Source organism: Saccharopolyspora sp. NPDC000359, assembly GCF_040300525.1.
Lineage (GTDB): Bacteria > Actinomycetota > Actinomycetes > Mycobacteriales > Pseudonocardiaceae > Saccharopolyspora.
Genome location: NZ_JBEPDU010000022.1, coordinates 85,088 through 106,907, shown reverse-complemented (window position 1 = coordinate 106,907; position 21,820 = coordinate 85,088). Strand labels below are relative to the sequence as shown.

The 21,820-nt window shown below is 72.5% G+C and carries 23 protein-coding genes; 18 read left to right on the top strand and 5 right to left on the bottom strand.

Annotated features, from left to right (window positions below; translation table 11 throughout):
* Positions 1-94 precede the first annotated feature (94 nt).
* From ABT324_RS16520 to ABT324_RS16505, 4 genes are read left to right on the top strand one after another with little or no spacing between them, the layout of a single operon-like run.
* Positions 95-631: a DUF6286 domain-containing protein gene (locus tag ABT324_RS16520; protein WP_351177421.1), complete on the top strand. Its 537-nt coding sequence runs from the start codon at positions 95-97 to the stop codon at positions 629-631.
* Entirely contained in the window at positions 628-1,227 is a 600-nt protein-coding gene (amaP, locus tag ABT324_RS16515; protein WP_351177418.1) for an alkaline shock response membrane anchor protein AmaP, read from the top strand. The genes ABT324_RS16520 and amaP overlap by 4 nt, the downstream gene beginning before the upstream one ends.
* A 15-nt stretch (positions 1,228-1,242) precedes the next feature.
* On the top strand, positions 1,243-2,352 hold the full coding sequence (locus ABT324_RS16510; RefSeq protein WP_351177415.1) for an ATP-dependent DNA ligase: 1,110 nt from the start codon (positions 1,243-1,245) through the stop codon (positions 2,350-2,352).
* Positions 2,353-2,362: 10 nt separating this feature from the next.
* On the top strand, positions 2,363-3,253 hold the full coding sequence (locus tag ABT324_RS16505; RefSeq protein ID WP_351177412.1) for a 2-dehydropantoate 2-reductase: 891 nt from the start codon (positions 2,363-2,365) through the stop codon (positions 3,251-3,253).
* Positions 3,254-3,458: 205 nt separating this feature from the next.
* On the opposite strand, the gene ABT324_RS16500 is transcribed toward ABT324_RS16505, so the two are convergent.
* The gene (locus tag ABT324_RS16500; protein WP_502949746.1) at positions 3,459-4,394 is read right to left on the bottom strand and encodes an EamA family transporter; all 936 of its coding nucleotides are present in this window, start codon (positions 4,392-4,394) and stop codon (positions 3,459-3,461) included.
* Between the two features lie 156 nt (positions 4,395-4,550).
* Here ABT324_RS16500 and ABT324_RS16495 point away from each other — a divergent pair, with 156 nt between their 5' ends.
* From ABT324_RS16495 to ABT324_RS16465, 7 genes are all read left to right on the top strand, one after another.
* A complete protein-coding gene (locus ABT324_RS16495; RefSeq protein ID WP_351177409.1) occupies positions 4,551-6,110 on the top strand; it encodes an alpha/beta hydrolase in 1,560 nt (519 codons plus the stop codon).
* Positions 6,111-6,456: 346 nt separating this feature from the next.
* On the top strand, positions 6,457-6,987 hold the full coding sequence (locus ABT324_RS16490; RefSeq protein ID WP_351177406.1) for an AAA family ATPase: 531 nt from the start codon (positions 6,457-6,459) through the stop codon (positions 6,985-6,987).
* 99 nt (positions 6,988-7,086) lie between these two features.
* Positions 7,087-7,392 carry a hypothetical protein gene (locus ABT324_RS16485; protein WP_351177436.1) on the top strand — a complete coding sequence of 102 codons (306 nt, stop codon included), beginning with the start codon at positions 7,087-7,089 and terminating at the stop codon, positions 7,390-7,392.
* 83 nt (positions 7,393-7,475) lie between these two features.
* Positions 7,476-7,895, top strand: a complete 420-nt coding sequence (msrB, locus tag ABT324_RS16480) for a peptide-methionine (R)-S-oxide reductase MsrB (RefSeq protein ID WP_351177403.1) — start codon at positions 7,476-7,478, stop codon at positions 7,893-7,895.
* A 72-nt stretch (positions 7,896-7,967) separates the two neighbouring features.
* The gene (locus tag ABT324_RS16475; protein ID WP_351177400.1) at positions 7,968-8,183 is read left to right on the top strand and encodes a hypothetical protein; all 216 of its coding nucleotides are present in this window, start codon (positions 7,968-7,970) and stop codon (positions 8,181-8,183) included.
* Positions 8,180-8,569, top strand: a complete 390-nt coding sequence (locus ABT324_RS16470; protein ID WP_351177397.1) for a hypothetical protein — start codon at positions 8,180-8,182, stop codon at positions 8,567-8,569. The genes ABT324_RS16475 and ABT324_RS16470 overlap by 4 nt, the downstream gene beginning before the upstream one ends.
* Positions 8,570-8,662: 93 nt before the next feature.
* Positions 8,663-9,382, top strand: a complete 720-nt coding sequence (locus tag ABT324_RS16465) for a hypothetical protein (protein ID WP_351177394.1) — start codon at positions 8,663-8,665, stop codon at positions 9,380-9,382.
* A 34-nt stretch (positions 9,383-9,416) separates the two neighbouring features.
* Here ABT324_RS16465 and hemQ read toward each other — a convergent pair whose 3' ends face one another.
* The 3 genes from hemQ to hemE are packed head-to-tail and all read right to left on the bottom strand — an operon-like array spanning position 9,417 to position 12,635.
* Positions 9,417-10,112: a hydrogen peroxide-dependent heme synthase gene (gene hemQ / locus ABT324_RS16460; protein WP_351177391.1), complete on the bottom strand. Its 696-nt coding sequence runs from the start codon at positions 10,110-10,112 to the stop codon at positions 9,417-9,419.
* A gap of 4 nt (positions 10,113-10,116) precedes the next feature.
* Entirely contained in the window at positions 10,117-11,553 is a 1,437-nt protein-coding gene (gene hemG / locus ABT324_RS16455) for a protoporphyrinogen oxidase (RefSeq protein WP_351177388.1), read from the bottom strand.
* Positions 11,550-12,635 carry a uroporphyrinogen decarboxylase gene (gene hemE / locus ABT324_RS16450; protein WP_351177385.1) on the bottom strand — a complete coding sequence of 362 codons (1,086 nt, stop codon included), beginning with the start codon at positions 12,633-12,635 and terminating at the stop codon, positions 11,550-11,552. Before hemE ends, hemG begins: the two co-directional genes overlap by 4 nt.
* Positions 12,636-12,850: 215 nt before the next feature.
* Here hemE and ABT324_RS16445 point away from each other — a divergent pair, with 215 nt between their 5' ends.
* The 7 genes from ABT324_RS16445 to ABT324_RS16415 all read left to right on the top strand — a co-directional run bounded on the left by ABT324_RS16445 (position 12,851) and on the right by ABT324_RS16415 (position 20,663).
* Positions 12,851-13,429, top strand: a complete 579-nt coding sequence (locus ABT324_RS16445) for a DUF3000 domain-containing protein (protein WP_351177382.1) — start codon at positions 12,851-12,853, stop codon at positions 13,427-13,429.
* Positions 13,430-13,834: 405 nt separating this feature from the next.
* On the top strand, positions 13,835-14,551 hold the full coding sequence (locus ABT324_RS16440; protein WP_010695004.1) for a response regulator: 717 nt from the start codon (positions 13,835-13,837) through the stop codon (positions 14,549-14,551).
* A 97-nt stretch (positions 14,552-14,648) separates the two neighbouring features.
* Positions 14,649-15,899: an HRDC domain-containing protein gene (locus ABT324_RS16435; RefSeq protein WP_351177379.1), complete on the top strand. Its 1,251-nt coding sequence runs from the start codon at positions 14,649-14,651 to the stop codon at positions 15,897-15,899.
* 194 nt (positions 15,900-16,093) lie between these two features.
* Positions 16,094-17,338 carry a thiolase family protein gene (locus tag ABT324_RS16430; protein WP_351177376.1) on the top strand — a complete coding sequence of 415 codons (1,245 nt, stop codon included), beginning with the start codon at positions 16,094-16,096 and terminating at the stop codon, positions 17,336-17,338.
* Entirely contained in the window at positions 17,335-19,431 is a 2,097-nt protein-coding gene (locus ABT324_RS16425; protein ID WP_351177373.1) for a 3-hydroxyacyl-CoA dehydrogenase NAD-binding domain-containing protein, read from the top strand. Before ABT324_RS16430 ends, ABT324_RS16425 begins: the two co-directional genes overlap by 4 nt.
* Positions 19,432-19,614: 183 nt before the next feature.
* Positions 19,615-19,824 carry a hypothetical protein gene (locus ABT324_RS16420; RefSeq protein ID WP_351177370.1) on the top strand — a complete coding sequence of 70 codons (210 nt, stop codon included), beginning with the start codon at positions 19,615-19,617 and terminating at the stop codon, positions 19,822-19,824.
* A 257-nt stretch (positions 19,825-20,081) separates the two neighbouring features.
* Positions 20,082-20,663, top strand: coding sequence for a Uma2 family endonuclease (locus ABT324_RS16415; RefSeq protein ID WP_351177367.1), 582 nt, complete (start codon positions 20,082-20,084; stop codon positions 20,661-20,663).
* An 11-nt stretch (positions 20,664-20,674) separates the two neighbouring features.
* On the opposite strand, the gene ABT324_RS16410 is transcribed toward ABT324_RS16415, so the two are convergent.
* Positions 20,675-21,820, bottom strand: coding sequence for a sensor histidine kinase (locus ABT324_RS16410; RefSeq protein WP_351177364.1), 1,146 nt, complete (start codon positions 21,818-21,820; stop codon positions 20,675-20,677).

The following is a 21,820-nucleotide window of genomic DNA, read 5'->3' as shown; positions in this document are numbered from 1 at the left end:
CTGGCCCGCCTGGCCGACTGCCAGGTGCGCACCGTCGACGTGACCGTGTCCGCGCTGGTCGCCGCGGACGCGCCGCCGCGGGTGGAGTGAGCCGATGCGCTTCCTGGTTCGCCTGATCACGACGCTGCTCGGCCTCGCGGTCGCCGCTGGCGGGGCGCTGCTGGCGATCGAGGCGGTGGCCGCGCTGGTCCGGCCCGGCGCTGGCGGTCTCATCGTGCCCTGGCAGCGGGTCCACGCCGCGCTGAGCGCGGTGTCCTGGCACGACGCCCCGGTCCTGGCGAGCGCTGCGGTGCTGCTGGTGGCCGGGCTGCTCCTGCTGCTGATCGCGACCACGTCCGGTCGGCGGGAGATCCGGCTGCACGACCCGGCCCCGGAGGTCACCGCAACGACCGATCCGCGCTCGCTGGCCCGGCTGGTCGGCCACCAGGTGCGCGACCAGGACGGGGTGGCCACCGCCTCGGTGACCGCGAGCGCCAAGCGCGTGCAGGTCCGGGCCAGCGCCCAGTTCCGCGAGGCCGGGGACCTGCCGACCCGGTTGACCGAGACCGCCGAGCACGCCGTGCGGGACCTGCCGCTGCGCACCACCCCGAAGGTGCTGGTGCAGGTGAGCACGCCGAAGGAGCGGCGATGACCGAGATCAAGCCCAGCACCACCCCCACCGGGCGCGGCCTGGCCTTCGAGCGCGGCGTGGTCCTGGCAGTCGCGGTGCTCGCCGTGGTGGTCGGCGCCTTGGTGCTGCTGGTCGGCACCGGCTGGTTCGGCCTGTTCCGGGCGCAGCGCCCACTGGCCGACCCGATCCTGGTCGAGTGGTTGAGCGGCCACGCCCGGCTCGCCCTCGCGGTCGCGGCCGTGCTCGGCGTCGTGCTGTTCGTCCTCGGCCTGTGGTGGGTGGTCCGGGCGCTGCGCCCGGAATCCCGACCGGACGTGCGGTTGGAGCGCGGCAGCGGTGAGCTGACGGTGACCGCCGCGGCCCTGACCGAGGCGGTGCGCGCGGATGCCGAGCAGGTCACGGGCGTCAACCGGGCGCGCGTGCGGATGGCCGGTGACGAGCGGCGCCCGTCGCTGCGGCTGACGCTGTCGCTGCAGGAGGGCACCAACGTCCGGCAGGTGTGGGAGGAGCTCGACGGCAAGGTGCTCTCCCGCGCCCGCGAAGCCCTGGGCACCGAGACCCTGCCCACGGCGATCCGCCTGGAACTGGACCGGGCGCCGCGCCAACGCGTCCGCTGACCGAGGAGGTCCGCTGTGCTTCCCCTGCAGCCGCCGGTGAAACCGATGCTGGCCAGCCCGACCGACGGCATCCCGCGGCGCGGCGACCTGCTCTTCGAACCCAAGTGGGACGGCTTCCGCTGCCTGGTGTTCGCCGACCCGCGGGCCGACACCCCGGTGCGGCTGCAGTCCCGCACCGGCCGGTCGCTCGACCGCTACTTCCCCGAGGTGCTGACCGCCGTCGCCGAGCACCTCCCGCGGCCCGCGGTGCTGGACGGCGAGCTGGTGGTGATCAGGCGCGACGAGGTGGGCGACCGGCTGGACTGGGACGCGCTCAGCGAGCGCATCCACCCGGCCGCCAGCCGCGTCCGGATGCTCGCCGAGCAGACCCCGGCCACCTTCATCGCCTTCGACCTGCTCGCGCTGGACGACCGCGAACTCACCCGAGACCCGCAGTCCGAGCGCCGCGAGCTGCTGGCCGGGCTCGGCCTCGACCACACCCGGCTGCGCACCACGCCGGTCACCGACGACCCGGACGTCGCCGCGGAGTGGTTCCGGGTGTTCGAGGGCGCGGGCCTGGACGGCATCATCGCCAAGCCCACCGGCGGCAGCTACCTGCCCGGCAAGCGCACCATGCTCAAGATCAAGCACTCCCGCACCGCCGACTGCGTGGTGGCCGGGCTGCGCTGGCACGCCAACACCGAGCCCGGCACCGCGGTCGGGTCCCTGCAGCTCGGCCTGCACGACGAGCACGGGGTGCTGCACCACGTCGGCGTCGTGGGGGCGTTCCCGGCCGCCCGGCGGCGCGAGCTGGCCACCGAGCTCTCCGAGCTGATCACCGAGGGCGAGCACCCGTGGGTCGGCCCGAACGCGACGGGCCGCCGCCTGCCGGGCTCGGTCAACCGCTGGAACACCAACGAGCAGCCCTGGGTGCCTCTGCGCCCGGAGCGGGTCGTCGAGGTCTCCTACGACCACACCGAAGGCGGGCACCCGGCCCGGTTCCGCCACACCACGCAGTTCGTGCGGTGGCGGCCGGACCGCGACCCGGGGTCCTGCCGCTACGACCAGTTGGACGAACCGGCGCGCTACGACCTGGACGCGGTGCTGCTCGGCGACGTGGACCGCGAGGGTCGTTCGGACGGGTAACCTCCGTGCCGTGCACATCGCGGTGATCGGTTCAGGCGGTATCGGTGGGGTTCTCGCGGCAGCGGCGCACGACGCCGGGCACGAGGTGACGTTGTGCGTGCGGACCCCGTTCGACCGGCTGGTGGTGGAGACCCCGGAGGGCACCGGTGAGGTCCCGGCGGCGGTGGTGACCGACCCCGGCGCGGTGGGCCCGGTCGACTGGGTCCTGCTGACCACCAAGGTCCAGGACGTGCCGAGCACGGCGGGCTGGTTGCGGCGGCTCGACGACGGCCGCGCGCCGATCGCGGTGGTGCAGAACGGTGTCGAGCACCGCGAGTCGGTCGCCGGGATGGGCCTGCGCGGCCCGGTGCTGCCCGCGCTGGTGTACGTCGCGGCCGAGCGGGTGCGGCCCGGGCACGTGGTGCGCCGCTCCCCGGTGACCATGCAGGTCGAGGCCGGTGCGGTCGGCGAGCGGTTCGCGCGGCTGATCTCCGGCGGGCCGCTGACCGTCCGCACCACCGAGGACTTCCGCACGGCGGCGTGGCGCAAGATGCTGACCAACGTGGGGCCGAACCCGATCACCGCGCTCACCCTGCGCCGCCTTGACGTGCTGGCCGACCCCGACGTGCAGGAGCTGTGCGCCGGAGTGCTCGCCGAAGCCGTGGAGGTCGCGCGCGCCGAGGGCGCCGAGCTCACCCAAGCCGACGCCAAGCGGGTGCTCGCCGACTACATCGAGAAATTCCCGCCGACCAACGGCACCTCGATGCTCTACGACCGGCTCGCGGGCCTGCCCACGGAGCACGAGCACATCACTGGTGCCCTGGTCCGAGCGGCAGCCGCCCACGACGTCCCTGTCCCGCTCAACAAGACCCTGCTGACCCTGATGCGGGCCCTGCGCCCCACCGAGCTCCCGCCGGTGTGACCCCCTCCGCGACTTCCTCAAGGTGATCGCGGGGGCACCCGGCTACTCCGGCCCCACCGGAAGGTCGCAGTTTCAATTGAAACTGCGACCGTTCCCCACGCGCCTTCGCAGTTTCAATTGAAACTGCGCCTCAGGGTTGCAGGTCCAACGGGAACTGCTGGCGCGCAGGTGGGGTGCGGTCCACCGGGGACCGCGCGCATTGGGGTCAGTTGGCGCCGGTGTCCTCGGGACTCGGCCCCGACTTCGTCGAACCGACCGAACCCACCGAGGCGATGACCACGCAGCCGATCGCCACCCACTGCCAGGTGCCGAGCAGCTCACCCAGCACCAGCAGGCCCGCCAGGGCCGCGACCGCCGGTTCCAGGCTCATCAGCACGCCGAAGACTCGCGGCGGCATCCGGCGCAGCGCCTCGAGCTCCAGCGAGTACGGGATCACCGACGACATCAGCGCCACCACCAGACCGGCCACCAGCACCGCCGGGTGCAGCAGCGACGTGCCCGCCTCGGCGATGCCGAACGGCGCCGCCACCAGGGCGCCGAACGCCATGCCCAGGGCGAGGCCGGAACCCCCGGTGGTCCGGCTGCCGAGCTTCGCGCCGACCAGGATGTACCCGCCCCACATCGCGCCCGCCAGCAGCGCGAACCCGACGCCGACCGGGTCCAGGCCGCCCTCGACGCGCGACAGCAGGAACACACCGAGCCCGGCCAGCACCGCCCACAGCACGTCCAGCTTGCGGCGCGAACCGAACACCGCCACCGCCAGCGGGCCGAGGAACTCGATGGTCACCGCCGCGCCCAGCGGGATCCGCTCGAAGGCCTGGTAGATGCAGACGTTCATGCCCGCCAGCACCGCGCCGTAGCCGGCCACCACCGCCAGCGTCCGCCGGTCCATCCGCAGCGACGGGCGCCAGACCGCCAGCAGGATCAGCGCCGCGAAGGTCAACCGCAGCGCCACCACCCCGGACGCGCCCGCCATGGTGAACAGCTGCTTGGCGAAGGCGGCCCCGACCTGCAGGCTGACCACGCCCACCAGCACCAGCATCGGCGGCGGAATCGCCCCGAGAGCTCGTGCCGGGGCCTGCCCCCAGCTGAACGGCCGCCTGCTCGACGATGCGCCCGAGCCGATCTGCGCGACGTGCACGTTGCCCCTTCGCGATCCGAGGTCCGCTTACCGGCGCACGTTAGCGCGGCGGACATCGGACGCCCAGCGAATTGTCAGGGCCCTCACCGGGGCCTCACCTCGATCATGCGATGCTGACCGGGTTCTGCCACCGCGCTTCGCCGACGAGGAGTACCCGTGCCGCGCACCACTCACCGGGTCGGGGCCGTGCTGCTGCCGTTGCTGCTGGTGGTCCTCGCGGCGTGCTCCGCGGGCCCGTCGGACCGCCCGGCGGTGGCCTTCCAGGACGGTGACCAGCAGGTCGCGCCCGCCCCGCAGTCGCCGAAACCGGCCCCCGTCCCGGAGCTCGGCGGCCCCGGCGACGACATGCTGCTCTGGTCGGACTGCACCGACCAGACCCGAGCGGAGCTCGGCGGCCTGCCACCGGGCATGACCGCCAGCTGCTCGCAGCTGCTCAGCACCCTCGACTCCCCGGAGGCCCCGGAGCGCGGCACCACGCGCAACGCGCTGCTGCGCATCGGTTCCGGCCAGCGCGTGCCGCTGGTGGTGGTCGGCGACGTCGGCGGTGAACCGGGCACCACGTTCGCCGCGCGCATGGCCACCCAGCTGCCCGGGCTGCTGGACACCTTCGACATCATCGGCATGGACCGGCGCGGCACCGGCGAGTCCGATCCGGCCGACTGCGTACCGCAGCCGCAGCGGGAGGCCATCGTCGACTTCGACGCCCGCGCCACCGACCGCGCCGACCTGGACCGGCTGTTGGAGTCGGTGCTGCAGGCCAGCCAGGAGTGCCTGCTGGACCTCGACGAGCGGCTGCAGGCCTACGACACCTGGCGGGCCGCGTCCGACCTCGAGGAGCTGCGCCTGGATCTGGGCGTGTCCAGGCTGCACGCGATCGGCCGCGGCGAGGCCTCCCGGCTGCTGACCACCTACGCCGAGCGCTTCCCGACGTCGGTCGGCCGGATGGTGCTCGACGGCGCCCCGGACCCGACGCGCGACGCGATCGGGCAGGCCGAGCACGAGGCGCGAACCGCGGAGCAGGTCTTCGACGTGTTCGCGGCGGACTGCGCCAGCCGCGGCTGCCCGCTGGGGCCGGACCCGCGCAAGGCGGTCAACGACCTCGTCGAGAGGACCCGGCACCAGCCGCTACCGGCGCCGGGGACCTCGGTCGGCAGCGGTCGCGTGGTGCAGGCGGTCCTGCTCGGGTTGTCGGACCGCGGGAGCTGGCCCGCGCTGGCCGACGCGTTGGCCGCGGCCAACGGCGGGGACGGTGCTGGTCTGGCGAACCTCAGCGCGCCGCTGGTCACCGCGCAGGGCAGCAACCCGCCGTGGCTGGACGGCGAGCTGATCACCAGCTGCAACGACACCACGCTGCGGGTGCCGCCGCAGCGCAGCAGCGAGCTCGCGAGGGACTGGGTGAACAGGTTCCCGCTGTTCGGCGGGGCCGCCGTGCAGCGGCTCGTGTGGTGCGGGTCGTGGCCGGTTCCGCAGCAGCCGCTGCCCGCGCCGCGCCGCCCCGACCTGCCGCCGATCCCAGTGATCAGCACCGCGAACGACCCGCTGGTCCTCGAGACCGGCAGCGAGCACCTGGCCGAGCAGCTGCCAACCGGGGTGCTGGTCCGCTGGCAGGGCTCCGGGCACGGCGCGGTCGGCCGCTCCCAGTGCGCCACCGACGCCGTCACGCGCTTCCTGGAGCAGGGCACCGTGCCGACCGACGGCATGGCCTGCCCGGAGTGATCCCGCAAGCACCCCGGGCAGACCCGCGCCGCTCAGCCGCAGCTGGAGCAGCAGCCACAGGAGGGACCGCTGCAGCTACCGCAGCAGCTGCAGCCACCCTGGGCTTGCGGAGCGCGCTCGACTTCGGTGCGGACCATGTTGGCCTCCCGCTTCGTGGCGAATACCAGCAGCTGCGATGGTGCTCGCCAACGGAGCAACGCCGACACCGCTGCTCGAGCGAACCGGTGTGCTCCAAGGAGCTGATCAGCTCCCACCAACCCGTTGCGATGCGTAGTCGGTCCTGGCAATCCGCGCGACGAACTGGGACATCCGGTGACATGATCGGCTCCCCGACCGAAGGAGCGCCGTGCTCGACCGAGCCATCCTGCTGATCACCGGCATCCAGGCCGCCGGCAAGTCCACGATCGCGCAAGGCATCGCCGAACGGCTGCCGCGCTCGGTGCACCTGCGCGGCGACGCCTTCCGCCGCATGGTGGTGGGCGGTCGCGAGGAGATGTCCGCGACGCCGTCCGAGGAGGCGCTGCGCCAGTTGCGCCTGCGGCACCGGCTGACCGCGCAGGCCGCGGACGCCTACTTCGCCGCGGGCTTCGCGGTGATCGCCCAGGACGTCGTGCTCGGCGAGCACCTGTCCGAGCTGGTCGAGCAGGTCCACAGCCGCCCGCTGCTGGTGGTGGTGCTCGCACCGGACGTCGAGGCGATCGCCGAGCGCGAAGCGAGCCGCGGCAAGACCGCCTACGACACCTGGGCGATCGCCGAGTTGAACGAGGTCCTGCACGAGCGGACCCCGCGCCTGGGCCTGTGGTTGGACACCTCCGACCAGACGCCGGAGCAGACCATCGAGGAAGTCCTGCGCCGCTGGCCCGAAGCCGTGGTCTGACGCCCAGGAGCTTGCGAGCCAGGCCGAGCGTCCCAGCACGATGCCCAACCACACCGGAACCGGCAGGACGTTCGCGGGCGGCCGGGAGGCGCTACGGTGATGCGCGTGGAGCGCGGCGAGCGGGATGACCAGACCGGCCGCCTCGGCGACGACTTCGAGGGGCTCGACCCCGAGGATCCCGAGGTCCAGGCCTTCGCTGCGCACCGCGACCGGATGCAGCGGCCCAACTCCGAGGCCACCGTCGAGGGCATGCTGCGCGGCGTGGACGACTTCGCCCAGAGCGCCAACCGCGCCGACGGCCACCGCCGCCTGGTGGCGGTCCTGGTGGTCGCCCTGATCCTGCTGGGCGTCCTCTACACGGTCTGGAACGCCCTCGCCTTCGTCATCAACACCTTCGTGGGTTGAGCTGGCACCCGGCGCGCCGTGGTGTTCGACTCGATCTGGACCGCGCCGGTGAAGTTGATCTCGGTACGGATTAGCGTGGAAGCATGGATCCGGTCGAAGGAACCCCGAAGGTCAGCAAGTCCGATCAGGAGTGGCGGGAGCAGCTCAGCCCGAACGAGTACGCGGTGCTGCGCCAGGCCGCCACCGAACCGGCCTGGCAGGGCGAGTACGTCGACACCAAGACCACCGGGGTCTACGAGTGCCGGGGCTGCGGCGCGGAGCTGTTCCGCAGCGAGACGAAGTTCGAGTCGCACTGCGGCTGGCCGTCCTTCTACGACCCGGCCGACAGCGACGCGGTGATCCTCCGCGAGGACCGCTCGCTGGGCATGGTCCGCACCGAGGTCCTCTGCGCGACCTGCCACGGCCACCTGGGCCACGTCTTCCGGGGCGAGGGCTACGCCACCCCCACCGACCAGCGCTACTGCATCAACTCCATCGCCGTCCGCCTCATCCCCACCGACTGACGATCACCAGTTCGAGTAAACCGTCAACTCTCTGATTGACAGTTGCGTCTAGCCAAAGATAGACGTAGCGTTGTGAAGCAACGCAAGCTCCTCAAGAAGATCGCCAAAGAAGCGAAGCGCCAGAGGGTCGACTGGCATCTGGCTCGCGAGGGCAGCAACCACGCGATCTACCGGCTCGGGGGAAAGATGATCCCGGTACCAAGACACACCGAGATCGACGAGAGCCTCGCTGCCATGATCTTCAAGGAGTGCGAAACGGAGCTGGGTGAGAGATGGTGGGGACGGTGACGAGGTACCGCGTCGAGGTTGAGCGGGGCAAGAAGTACTGGACGATCCACGTTCCAGCGGTGGAGCGTCACACGCAGGCGCGCAAGGTCGGCGAGATCCACGACATGGCACAGGACCTGATCCAGTGCATGACGGACAAGCCCGCCGACGAGATCGAGCTGGACATCCACATCGACCTCCCCGCTGACGTTCAGGAGCGCTTGGACCGGGCGGAGGCGCTTCGGGCTGAGGCCGCGCGGGCGCAGGGCAAGGCGGCTGAGGAGCTCCGCGGTGCCGCCGCGGCCCTGCACGAGATCGGCCTGTCCATGCGGGAGATCGGGCAGGTGCTCGGAGTGTCCTACCAACGGGCTCACCAGCTGGTGAGCGGCGGGCGCCAGGTCGCTTAGCCGGGGCCGGGTGCGGGGCGAGTTGCGGAATCGCAACGTGAGATTGTCTGCACCTGGGACAGCCGAACGGCGTGGTGTGCCAGCGTTTGGCGCATGGTTTGGGAGCACCTCGTCACCTGGATCGCGGCGGGCTTGGCGATCATCGCCGTGGGAGTCGCCGGGTGGCAACTGTGGTTGGCTCGACGCGAGGCCCGTGCGGCGGTGCAGCGCTCGGAGGTGGTGCGGCGCTTGGTGGCCGCCGCCGAAGCCCACTCGGAGCAGTCGACCAAAGCCGCGCAGAACGCCCGTGCGCAGGCCGAGCGGGCGTGGGAGCAGATCAAGCTGGCGCAGGCGCAGCTGGACGAGGCGGAGCAGGAGCGGCGGGCCAGCACGCAGACCGAGCAGTGGGAGTGGGCTTACGCGGTGACCACCAGTGCCCGCGAGCTCGTCGACAGCAGCCAGGAGCTGATCCGCACCGCGCTGGACGCCCAGGTCGCGCCGCACTACCGGGTGGCCGCCGACCGGCACTACCGGCAGACCGCGCAGCGCTGGCAGGAGACCATGATCAAGGCGGTGGCGCGCACGTCACCGCCGCTGGAGACGCAGCAGCAGATCGTCAAGTTCGTGGACGTGCACCAACGCCTGCACGGGCAGCTCGGCGTGCTGCTGCGCGCGGTCGAGACCGACACGCTGTCCGAGGGCGACGCGCTGAGCCGCCAGGTCGTGGGGCTGCGCCAAGAGCTCAACAGCGTGCACCGGCACCTGCAGCGCACCATCAGCGCGAGCCTGTCCGCCCCGGACACCCCGACCCAGCAGATCGCCCCCGCCCAGTGACCCGGCGGGGGCGAATAACCTGCGGCGGAGAGCCTCAGGGCAGGCGGGTGACCAGGTCGGCGACGTCGACCCGGTGGCCCGTGTAGAACGGGATCTCCTCGCGGACGTGCAGGCGGGCTTCGGTGCCGCGCAGGTGGCGCATCAGGTCCACGATGCGGTGCAGCTCGTCGGCCTCGAACGCCAGGATCCACTCGTAGTCGCCCAGTGCGAAGGACGCCACCGTGTTCGCCCGGACGTCCGGGTAGTCGCGGGCCTCCTTGCCGTGGTCGGCGAGCATCGTGCGGCGCTCGTCGTCGGGCAGCAGGTACCACTCGTAGGAGCGCACGAACGGGTACACGCAGATGTACTTGCGCGGCTCCTCACCGGCCAGGAACGCCGGGACGTGGCTCTTGTTGAACTCCGCGGGGCGGTGCAGCGCCACGTTGCTCCACACCGGCCCGGACGACTGGCCGAGCGGGGTCTCGCGGCGGAACCCGGTGTAGGCGGCCTGCACCTGCTCGATCTGCTCGGCGTGCCACCAGATCATGAAGTCCGCGTCGGCGCGCAGGCCGGAGACGTCGTAGACGCCGCGGACCACGACGCCGGACTCGGCCAGCGAGTCCAGGTACTCCTGGGTGGCCTGGGCCGCCTTGGCCCGGTCCTCCGGCAGGGTGCCCTGCTCGATCCGGAACACCGACCACATGGTGTAGCGGATGGTGTCGTTGAGCTCGGTGTAGTTCAGGCGCGCCATGACCTCAGTTTCCCACTCCGCCGGCGCCCCCAGGTACGAGGGCCCGCGTGATGTCCGTCGCCGCGGCCTCCCCCGTCGCGATGCACGCCGGGACGCCGACGCCGTGCAGCGCCGCCCCGGCCAGGGCCAGGCCGGGCACCTCGGCGACGGCCCGCTCCACGTCGGCCACCAGGTCCAGGTGGCCCACGCCGTACTGCGGCAGCCCGCCGCCCCAGCGGACCACGACCGAGTCCACCGGTTCGACCGCGATCCCGGTCAGCTCGGCGAAGTCGGCCAGCACCCGGCGCTGCACCTCCGCGTCGTCCAACCGCAGGTCCGCCGTCTCGCCGAAGCGGCCGACCGAGCCGCGCACCAGCAGCTCCCCGCCGGCGCCGCGCAGGTGCGGCCACTTGTTGCTGGAGAAGGTGAAGGCCTTGGCGGTGAACGGGGTCCCGTCCGCGTGCCGCTCGCCGCGCGCGATCAGCACGCCCGAGGCGTTGGGCAGCTCGACGCCCGGGGGGAGCGCGAAGCCGACGACGAGCATGGACGCCAGCTCGACCTCGCCGAGCTTGACCGCCGCAGTCGGCACGACGTCCTGGAGCAGGCGGCGCGCCGAAGGCGCGGGCACTGCCAGCACGACACCGTCGACGTCGAGGAACTCCGGGCTCGGCGCGGCGCCGATCTCCAGCCGCCACCCGGACGCGGTCCGGGCCAGGCCCCGCACCGGCAGCCCGAGCCGGAGCTGCGCGTCGGCGGCGATCAGCAGCTGGTCGACCAACCGGCGGTAGCCGCTGTGGAAGGCGCCGAACACCGGAACCTTCGGTGCGTCCGGCTTCGGCGCGGGCAGGGCCGACGCGGCTGCGGCGGTGATCGACTCCGCGCCCGCGTCCAGCGCCGCCGCCAGGGCCGGGATGGTGGCCCGCAGCCCGAGCCGGTTCGAATCGCCCGCGTAGACACCGCCGAGCAGCGGCTCCACCAGGCGGTCCACGACCTCGTCGCCGACCCGGCCGCGCAGCAGCTCGCCGACCGGCGCGTCCGCGCCCTCGAGGCGCAGCGGTGGCAGCTCCGCCTCGCGGCGGACCACCGACAGGCCTGAGTCGGACAGCACGTCCCGCACCGACTCGGGCCCGGCCGGAACGCCCATCACGGTGCCGGTCGGCAGGCGGTGCGTGTGACCGCCAGCGTGCACGGTGGCCGAAACGCCGCCGGGGTGCACGACGTCGGCCACCACACCGAGCTCGTCGGCGAGGCGCAGCACCTCGGGCCGCCGCGCCAGGAACGCCTCCGCTCCGACGTCGTAGGCGCGCCCGGCGAGTTCCACCGTGCGGAGCTTCCCGCCGACGCGGGAGGCCTGCTCCACCAGGACGACCTCGGCCTCCGGCCCGAGCTCCCGGCGCAACCGGTGGGCGGCGGCCAGTCCGGCGATGCCGCCCCCGACGACCGCGACGCGAGGTGCCCTCATCGCTGCTTGCTCGTGGTGTGGACGAGTTCGACGACCCGGGTCAGCACCTCGGGGTCGGTGGTCGGCAGCACTCCGTGGCCGAGGTTGAAGATGTGCCCACCGGCCGCCTCGCCCTCGGCGAGGATCCGGCGCACCTCCCGCTCCACCGCGCCCCACCCGGCGAACAGCACCGCCGGGTCGAGGTTGCCCTGCACCACCGGCTCGCCCGCCTCCGGCGCCGCCGCGCGCAACCGCGCCGCCGCGTCGTCCAGCGGCACCCGCCAGTCCACGCCGACCACGTCGGCCCCGGCGGTGCGCATCGCGCCGAGCAGCTCCCCGGTGCCCACCCCGAAGTGGATCTTCGGCACGTCCGCCACCTCGGCGACCCCGGCGAAGATCCGCTCGCTGTGCGGCAGCACGAACTCGCGGTAGTCGCGCAGCGACAGGGCACCCGCCCAGGAGTCGAACAGCTGGATCGCGTCGACCCCGGCCGCCAGCTGCGCCCGCAGGAACCGCAGCGTGGTCTCCGACAGCTTCTCCAGCAGCGCGTGCCAGGTCTGCGGGTCGGAGTGCATCAGCGCCTTGGTCCGCTCGTGGTTGCGGCTCGGGCCGCCCTCGACCAGGTAGGAGGCCAGCGTGAACGGCGCCCCGGCGAACCCGATCAGCGGCGTGCTGCCGAGCTCGCCGACCAGCAGCCGGACCGCCTCGGCGACCGGCGCGACCGCGTCCCCCTCCAGCTGCGGCAGCGCGGCGACGTCGGCGGCGCTGCGGACGGGCTCGGCCACCACCGGTCCGGTGCCCGCGACGATGTCCAGCCCGATGCCCGCGGCGTAGAGCGGCAGCACGATGTCGCTGAACAGGATCGCGGCGTCCACCCCGTGCCGGCGCACCGGCTGCAGGGTGATCTCGCTGACCAGCTCCGGGGTCAGGCACGCCTGCAGCATCGGCACGCCTTCGCGGACCTGCCGGTACTCGGGCAGCGACCGGCCCGCCTGGCGCATGAACCAGACCGGGGTGTGCCGGGGCGTGCCGCCGCGGGCGGCGACGAGGAACGGGGCGTCGCGGAGGTCTCGGCGGGCCGGGACCGGTGCGGGATTCGTCATCGGGGGTCAGCGTCCGTACGTCGATCGATCCCGGGTGTACCGCACGGGCGCTGCCTCGGCGGCGGACCGGGCTTGCGCGGCAATCTTCGCACGTCGCCTCGAACCGCTCGCCAGCGCTGGCACCCCCGGTTCCGGGTGGCCGCACCGCCTCCGGAGGAGAAGTTGATCGGCGTGCCTCCGCCATCGGGGTGAGGTGGCGGCATAGAGTCGGCGGCGTGACGGAGATGGCGGCGGCGCCCGAGGTGTTTCGGCAGGCAGTTGCCACGTTGACGTCGGCCCGCCCGCGCGCGGAGATCGAGCTGTCCGAGGTCGGTCCGCCCAAGCGGTTGGCACCGTGGGCGCACGCGCTGGCCGCCGAGGCGAATGGTCCGGCCGGTGAGCTGGCCACCGCCCGGCTGGTTCTGCTGCACGACCCGGAGGGCCAGGAAGCGTGGGACGGCGTGCTGCGGCTCGTGGTCTACCTGCGGGCCGAGCTGGATCCAGAGCTGGCGACCGACCCGCTGCTGCCCGCGGTCGGCTGGTCCTGGCTCACCGACGCGCTGGAGTGTTCCGGGGCGGCGTGGACGGCGCTCGGCGGGACGGTCACGCTGACCTCTTCGGCCCGGTTCGGCGACATCGCCGGGCCCTCGCGCAGCCACGACCTGGAGCTGCGGGGGTCGTGGACGGCCACCGACGCCGACCTGGGGCCGCACGCGGTGGCGTTCCACGAGCTGATGGCGAGCGCGGCGGGACTTCCCCCGGAAGGCGTCTCGATGCTCGGCCGTCGGTCGAACGGCGTTGCGCCACGCGACTGATCCCACTGCGTCCGATCACCGGCTGTATCGGCTGACTGCGCCGCGTAAGGTGCTGCGACAAGCCCCGAGCGCGACACGCCCAAGCCGCGTTTCCATTCGCGAAGTTCCGCCAGCAGCCCCGAAACGTTGTTTGCGCAAGTTTTTCACGATACGCATTCGTGTTACGTCGATCAGCCACGCTCCGACGTTACGGCGATCGCAGATAGTCACCCGAAAGTGCGATGCGATCATGCTCAGGTAACAACTCGATCGGGATAGATACCCGATTGATCGTCCCGCTGACCCGCTTGGGCGGTTACGCTGCCACCCGACGACACCACTTTCGGTCGATCAGTGGCGCGGCTGATTGGTCGAGAGTCCCGGTGCCGGTCGGGGGGGCACGACCGACTCCAGGGAGGTAGTGACGTGGCTGCCGTCGGCTTAGGTCAGGCCGCTCGAACCACGCCTGCCGGCACTTTGCCGGCCAACATGGTCCCGCACCCGCGGGAAGAGCTGTTCACGGTGCTCGTGGTGGACGACCATCCGCTGCTCCGGGAGGCCATCGCCGCCCGGTTGCTGCAGATGGGCGCTGGCACGGTGCACGAGGCCGCATCGATGGCCGAGGCCAGGGCTCGCGCCCTGGCGACCGGTCCGTGCGACCTCGCGATCCTCGATCTCGGGCTTCCGGACGGGACCGGTATTGAACTGGTCACCGAACTCCGGAGCCAGGGATGGCCGCGGATCGTGGTGCTCGCATCGTCCGATGACCCGTACGCGGTGCGGGCCGCCTTCCAAGCAGGTGCCCAGGCGTACCTGCTGAAGTCGGCCTCGCCGATGGTGGTCACCGACGGCGTGCGCCGCGTGCTCGACGGCGGGGTGTACGCCGACCCCAGCGTGGCTCCGGTGCTCGCTGCCGGAACCCGCGTGCCGGGGACGGACAACACCCCTCGTGAGCTGTCCGGGCGCGAGGTCGAAGTGCTCCAGTTGGTGGCCGATGGCCGTTCCAACAAGGAGATCGGTGAGGCCCTGAACCTCTCCGCGCTCACGGTGAAGAGCCACCTGTCGCGGATAGGGCGCAAGCTGGGCACTGGCGACCGTGCGCAGATGGTCGCGCTGGCCATGCGGGCCGGCGTGATCCGCTGATCCGGGCGCTGAAGCACCTGCACCGGAGCGGTCGGCCCGACGAGCTCGGGTGGAGTGGCCCCACGGCGCGGACCAAAGCACGTAAGGTCTGGTAGCCGTGGAAGCTGCAAGCCCCGAGACCGTCGGGTCCGACCGCCCGGAACCGGTGTTGTTGACCGAACCCACCGACGGCGTGCCGCCGGTGGTGGACACGCCGGCGGCCCTGCGCGCCGCCGCGACCGCGCTCGCCGCGGGCACCGGCCCGGTGGCCGTGGACACCGAGCGCGCTTCGGGATACCGCTACTCCCAACGCGCCTACCTGGTGCAGCTGCGCCGGAAAGGCTCCGGGACCGTGCTGGTGGACCCGATCGCCCTGGGCGGTGAGCTGGATCCGCTGGTGCCGGCGCTGGCCGACACCGAGTGGGTGCTGCACGCCGCCTCGCAGGACCTGCCCTGCCTGGCCGAGCTGGACCTGCGCCCGGCGAAGCTGTTCGACACCGAGCTGGCCGGTCGGCTGGCCGGGTTCGAGCGCGTTTCGCTCGGCGCGCTGGTGGAGCGCATGCTCGGCTACCGGCTGGAGAAGGGGCACAGCGCAGCCGACTGGTCGCGCCGCCCACTCCCCCAGGACTGGCTGGTCTACGCCGCCCTGGACGTCGAGCTGCTGACCGCGTTGCGCGACGCCATGCACGACGAGCTGGTGGAGCAGGGCAAGCTCGCGTGGGCACTGGAGGAGTTCGAGGCGGTCCGCACCGCCGAACCTGCACCGCCGCGCGCCGAGCCGTGGCGCCGCACCTCGGGCATCCACCGGGTGCGCAACCCGCGGCAGCTGGCCGCCGTCCGCGCGCTCTGGCAGACCCGCGACAAGTTCGCCCGCGAGCGCGACCTCGCGCCGGGCCGGGTGCTGCCCGACTCCTCGATCGTCCAGGCCGCCCAGGCCAACCCCAAGACCGAGGCCGACCTGGTCGCGCTGCCGGTGTTCGGCGGACGGCAGCAGCGGCGCCGGGCCTCCATGTGGCTGCAGGCGCTCCGCGCCGCCCGCCGTCTGGAGAAGGACGAGCTGCCCGCCCCGGCCTCCCCCAACGACGGGCCGCCCCCGACCAACCGGTGGGCCGACCGCGATCCGGACGCGGCCGCGCGGCTGTCCGCGGCCCGCTCGGCGCTGGCGGAGGTCGCCGAGGCGAACCGGCTGCCGGTGGAGAACCTGCTGCTCCCGGACCTGGTCCGGCGGACCTGCTGGAACCCGCCGGAGGACCGCAGCCTGGCCGCGGTCACGGCGCTGCTGCGCGAGAAGGGCGCCCGCGAGTGGCAGCTGGCGCTGACCGCGGAGGTCATCGCCGAAGCGCTCCAGGCGACGGCGCCCGCGGAGTAGTCCGCTGCGGCGGGACCGGCGGTCGTCGACGATGATCGACGCCGTCGGCACCGCGCGATCAGCATGTGAGACACCCGACAGGGGTGGGCGTGTGGTTACCGGTGGGTAATAAGCGCTAGAGTGCGGTTACCGGCCGGTAGATCTGCGCGTGGACCCGGCCGAGCACCATCCACCAAGCCAGTGAGGAGCACGCCGTGGCCGCACCTGCGTCGGCACCCGCCGACAGCCGCAGCCGCCCCGCGGTTCGGGACGTGGTCTTCGTCGACGGCGTACGCACGCCGTTCGGCAAGGCCGGTTCCAAGGGCATCTACGCCGAGACCCGCGCCGACGACCTGGTCGTCAAGGTCATCCGGGAGCTGCTGCGGCGGCACCCGGAGCTGCCGCCGGAGCGCATCGACGAGGTCGCCATCGCCGCCACCACCCAGATCGGTGACCAGGGCCTGACCATCGGCCGCAGCGCCGCGCTGCTGGCCGGGCTGCCCAAGTCGGTCCCCGGGTTCGCCATCGACCGGATGTGCGCGGGCGCCATGACCGCGGTGACCACGGTCTCCAGCGGCATCGCCTTCGGCGCCTACGACGTGGCGATCGCGGGCGGCGTCGAGCACATGGGCAACCACCCGATGGGCGAGGGCGTCGACCCCAACCCGCGCTTCGTGTCGGACAAGATCGTCGACCCGTCCGCGCTCATCATGGGCTCGACCGCGGAGAACCTGCACGACCGGTTCCCGACGCTGACCAAGCAGCGCACCGACGCCTACGCGGCCCTGAGCCAGCAGCGCTACGACGAGGCGCTGCAGGCGGGCAAGATCACCCCGGACCTGGTCCCGGTGTCCACCCGCTCCGCCGAGCAGGGCTGGGGCCTGGCCGCCACCGACGAGCCGCCGCGCCCGGGCACCACGGTCGAGGCGCTGGGCGGGCTCAAGACCCCGTTCCGCCCGCACGGCCGGGTCACCCCGGGCAACGCCGCGGGCCTCAACGACGGTGCCACCGGCTGCCTGCTGGCCGACGCCGACACCGCGGCCGCGCTGGGCCTGCCGGTCGGCATGCGGCTGGTCGGCTACTCCTTCGCCGGCGTCGAGCCGGAGGTCATGGGCGTCGGCCCGGTCCCGGCCACCGAGAAGGCGCTGGAGCGCGCCGGGCTGAGCATCGACGACATCGGCCTGTTCGAGATCAACGAGGCGTTCGCGGTCCAGGTGCTGGCCTTCCTGGAGCACTTCGGCATCGCCGACGACGACCCGCGGGTCAACCCGTGGGGCGGCGCGATCGCCTGCGGCCACCCGCTGGCCTCCTCCGGGGTGCGGCTGATGACGCAGCTGTCCCGCCACTTCGCCGAGCACCCCGAGGTCCGGTACGGGATCACCACCATGTGCATCGGCTTCGGCATGGGCGGCACGGTCATCTGGGAGAACCCGAACTACAACGCAGGAGGCGAGCAGTGACCGAATTCGCCGCGCTGTTCCCGGACGAGGTGGTCACCCAGGCGCGCACCCGCCTCGTGGACGCCCCCGGCCTGTCCGGCAAGCTCGCGCTGATCACCATCGACAACGGCCACGACCACACCCGGCCGTCCACCTTCGGCCCGGGCGGGCTGGAGAGCCTGAACGCCGCGCTGGACGAGGCCTTCGCCGCCGAGCCCGCGGCGATCGCCGTCACCGGCAAGCCGTTCATCTTCGCCGTCGGCGCGGACCTGTCCGGCATCGGCCGGCTCACCGAGCGCGAGCACGCCCACCTGATCGCCAAGACCGGGCACGACGTGTTCCGCCGGCTCACCGAGTCGAAGATCCCGACCTTCGCGTTCGTCAACGGCGCGGCCCTGGGTGGCGGCCTGGAGCTGGCGCTGTCCTGCCACTACCGGACGGTGTCGGGATCCGCGGGCATGGTCGCCTTCCCGGAGTGCTTCCTGGGCCTGTTCCCGGGCTGGGGCGGCACCCAGCTGCTGCCGAACCTGATCGGTCCGGACGCCGCGGTCACCGTGATCCTCGAGAACGCGCTCAGCCAGAACCGGATGCTCAACCCGAAGAAGGCCCACGCGCTGGGCATCTTCGACGAGCTGCTGGACAGCCCGGACTTCCTGGAGGAGTCGATCCGCTGGGCGGTCCGCGTGGTCAACGGCGAGCAGGCCGTCACGCGCCCGGAGATCGACCGCGGCAAGGGCTGGGACGACGCGGTGGCCCGCGCCAAGGGCATCGTCGAGTCCCGCACCCACGGGGCCTCCCCGGCGGTGGCCAAGGCCGTCGAGCTGATCGAGCTGGCCCGCGGCAACGACCTCGACGCCGGGTACGCGGCCGAGACCGAGGCACTGGCCGACGCGCTGATGTCCGACGAGCTGCGCTCCGGGCTGTACTCGTTCGACCTGACCCAGAAGCGCGCCAAGCGGCCCGCCGGTGCGCCGGACAAGTCGCTGGCCCGCGACGTCAAGAAGGTCGGCGTGGTCGGTGCCGGGCTGATGGCCGGGCAGCTGGCGCTGCTGTTCGTGCGCCGCCTGGAGGTGCCGGTGGTCATCACCGACGTCGACCAGGAGCGCATCGACCGCGGCGTGGGCTACATCCACGGCGAGATCGACAAGCTGGCCGCCAAGGGCCGCCTGTCGCCGGACGCGGTCAACAAGCTCAAGGCGCTGGTCACCGGCTCGCTGGACAAGGCGGCGTTCGCCGACGCCGACTTCGTCATCGAGGCCGTCTTCGAGGAGATGTCGGTCAAGCAGCAGGTGTTCGCCGAGCTGGAGGAGCACGTCTCCGCCGAGGCCGTCCTGGCGACCAACACCTCGTCGCTGTCGATCACCGAGATGGCTGCGAAGCTGCGGCACCCGGAGCGGGTCGTCGGCTTCCACTTCTTCAACCCGGTCGCGGTGCTGCCGCTGCTGGAGGTGGTGCGCGGCGACAAGACCGACGACGCGGCGCTGGCCACCGCGTTCAAGGTCGGCAAGCAGCTGAAGAAGTCCTGCGTGCTGGTGAAGGACGCCCCGGCGTTCGTGGTGAACCGGCTGCTGACCCGCTTCATGGGCGAGGTCATCGCCACCGTCGACGAGGGCACCCCGTTCGAGGTCGCCGACAACGCCCTGGAGCCGCTGGGCCTGCCGATGACCCCGATGGTGCTGCTGCAGCTGGTCGGCCCGGCGGTCGCCCAGCACGTCAACGAGACGATGCACGCGGCCTACCCGGACCGGTTCGGGATCAGCGCGAACATGCAGCGGTTCGTCGAGGCCCGCAAGACCGCGGTGTGGACCACCGACGACTCGGGCAAGCAGGTGGTGGACCCCGAGGTCGCGGCGCTGTGGGAGCAGGGCGACAAGCCCTCGACCTCCGAGCAGGTCCGCGAGCGGGCGCTGAACGCGCTGGCCGAGGAGATCCGCATCATGCTCGACGAGGGCGTGGTCGCGGAGGCGCAGGACATCGACCTGTGCATGCTCCTCGGCGCGGGCTGGCCGTTCTGGCTGGGCGGCATCACGCCGTACCTGGACCGGGCGGGCATCTCGGAGGAGGTCAACGGCAAGCGCTTCCTCGACCCGGGCGTGGCCTCCGTCCCCGCCTGACCGGAACGCGCTCGAGCGGGGCCAGGGCGGTTCGCCCTGGCCCCGCTCCGCATCTGCGATCCGACCGCCCAGCACCAGTTCCGTCCACTCAGGACGGCAACACGAGGACCGCGCCGCCCCGAACGGTTGCACCCGACCGGTACCCCACCGCCGCAACGATGACAGCCAGTAGTCCCCTTCCTGATGAGTCCGCGAGGCCCGTGGGACGACGACGTGCTCGCCGCGATCCAGGTGAGCTCCTTCGCGGGCGGTGCGCTCGCCGCTTCCGGCGGCTTGGTGCGGCTGCTCCCGGTCTCGCGGGGCTGGCTGCGGTGGTGGTTGCTGCTCCCCACCGTCCTGCTGGCTTCCGCAATCCTGCGGTTCGCCTGGGTGGACCTCAGCTACCCGGCTTGATCACGCGCGCGGAGCTGACCACCACGACGTGGCGGGGAGTTGGGCGGTGACGGCGAGGCCTCCGGTGGTGAGCGCTTCGGCGTGGACCCGGCCGTGGTGGGCTTGCGCCGCCGCCTGGGCGATCGGCAGGCCCAGGCCACGCCGCTGCGGGCCGTTCGACCCCGGCTCGGCGGAACGTGCCCTGGGCCTGCTCCGCGTTGCTGAGGTCAGGGGTCCGTTCTGCCATGATGGAGTGGACGGAGATGGGGTGATGACCGGTGACTGCGCTTGTTCAGCACGAGCTGGGGCCGTTCACGGTCGCCGACTGGCACGCGCTGCCCGCCCGCGAGGACGGTTCGCGCCTGGAACTCATCGAGGGGTACTGGCTCGTGACGCCACCACCGAGCGGGCAGCACCAGTGGGCCGAGAAGCGGATCATCTCGATGTTCGACCAGGCCATCACCTCGGCTGAGCGGGACGACCTCTACGCCGTTGGCGGTATCGGGATCGAGATCAGCACCAGTTTCCGATCGGCCCTGATCCCGGACTTCGTCGTGCTCGACACACCGCCGGTCGGGTTGTCCTTCCAGCCCAGGAACGTGCTGCTCATCGGGGAGATCTGGTCCCCCGGGAACAAGCCCAGCGAGCAACACGAGAAGTTCCACGCCTGTGAACGGGCTGGCGTCCCGTTCTTCTGGAGCGTCGCCCAGGACCGCGGCGGCCCCACCGAGCTGGCCGCCTACCGCTTGGAGAACGGCCGGTACGTGTGCGATGCCGAGGTCGAGGTCGGTCAGGGGCGCGTGCGCATCACCGCCAGCCCGATTCCCGTGGACGTCGACCTCGCCGCCTTCCGGCTCTGAGACCTGCTGCGCTACGGCGCGGCGGGGAGTTGGACGGTGACGGCGAGGCCTCCGCTGGGAAGGGCTTCGGCGTGGACCCGGCCGTGGTGGGCTTGCGCCGCCGCCTGGACGATCGACAGGCCCAGGCCAGCGCCGCTGCGGGCCGTCCGCTCGACCCCGGCTCGGCGGAACGGTTCGAAGAGGCCCTCCACCTGATCCGCCGGGATCGTCGGGCCGGAGGAGGCCACCCGCAGGGTCGTCCACAGCGGGTCGCTGCCGATGGTGATCTCCACCCAGCCGCGGTCGACGTTGTGCCGCACCGCGTTCTCCAGCAGGTTCCCGGCCACCCGCTCCAGCAGTGCCGGGTCGCCCACCGCGAACGCCGGTTCGCCGCTGCACGTCACGCGCAGCCCGCGCTGGCGGACCTCCGGCCCCACCGCGCGGCGGGCTCGCCCCACCACCTCGGTGAGGTCCACCGGTTCGCGCACCGCCAGCTCGACGCCTTCGGTGCGCGCCAGCAGCAGCAAGGCTTCCACCAGGCGTTCCGCGCGGGCAGTGGCCTCGCGGACGACTTCGGCCATCCGCCGCAGCTCCACCTCGTCGGCGTCCGGGTCGGACAGCGTCACCTCCAGCTCCGTGCGGATCACCGACAACGGGGTGCGCAACTCGTGGCTGGCGTTGGCCACGAAGCGGCGTTGGGAATCGAAGGCCGCCTGCAGCCGGTCGAGCATCTCGTCGAAGGTGTCGGCCAGGCGCGCCACCTCGTCGCGCGGACCGCTCAGCGCGATCCGCTCGTCCAGCGACTCCGCCGAGAGCCGCCGTGCCGTGGCGGTCACCTCGTGCAGGGGGCGCAACACCCGACCGGTCACCGTCCACGCCAGCAGCGCGGCAGCCAGCACCACGGCCACGAAGGCTCCGCCACCGATCAGCAGGACCTGCTGGCGCGCGGAGTCGCGCAGCGCTTCACCCAGCAGTGGCGCGGGCACGTCCACGCCGTGCACCCGGACCACCGTGCCGTCGGGCAGCTGCGGCACCGCGGCCACCACGTTGCCCACCAGCACCCAGCCCAGCCACAGCAGCAGGCCGCTGACCGCGGCGACCAGCCCGGTCGCCAGCAGCGTCAGGCGGAGCCGGAGGCCGGGCCCGCGGCGGGCGAACGATCGGGCGGCCGCGCACAT

Coding starts and splice junctions, on each gene's coding strand:
- ABT324_RS16520 (WP_351177421.1), top strand. CDS start 95: ATGCGCTTCCTGGTTCGCCTGATCACGACGCTGCTCGGCCTCGCGGTC.
- amaP (WP_351177418.1), top strand. CDS start 628: ATGACCGAGATCAAGCCCAGCACCACCCCCACCGGGCGCGGCCTGGCC.
- ABT324_RS16485 (WP_351177436.1), top strand. CDS start 7,087: ATGCGCGTGGAGCGCGGCGAGCGGGATGACCAGACCGGCCGCCTCGGC.
- msrB (WP_351177403.1), top strand. CDS start 7,476: ATGGATCCGGTCGAAGGAACCCCGAAGGTCAGCAAGTCCGATCAGGAG.
- ABT324_RS16465 (WP_351177394.1), top strand. CDS start 8,663: ATGGTTTGGGAGCACCTCGTCACCTGGATCGCGGCGGGCTTGGCGATC.
- hemQ (WP_351177391.1), bottom strand. CDS start 10,112: ATGGCGCGCCTGAACTACACCGAGCTCAACGACACCATCCGCTACACC.
- hemG (WP_351177388.1), bottom strand. CDS start 11,553: ATGAGGGCACCTCGCGTCGCGGTCGTCGGGGGCGGCATCGCCGGACTG.
- hemE (WP_351177385.1), bottom strand. CDS start 12,635: ATGACGAATCCCGCACCGGTCCCGGCCCGCCGAGACCTCCGCGACGCC.
- ABT324_RS16420 (WP_351177370.1), top strand. CDS start 19,615: ATGAGTCCGCGAGGCCCGTGGGACGACGACGTGCTCGCCGCGATCCAG.
- ABT324_RS16410 (WP_351177364.1), bottom strand. CDS start 21,820: ATGTGCGCGGCCGCCCGATCGTTCGCCCGCCGCGGGCCCGGCCTCCGG.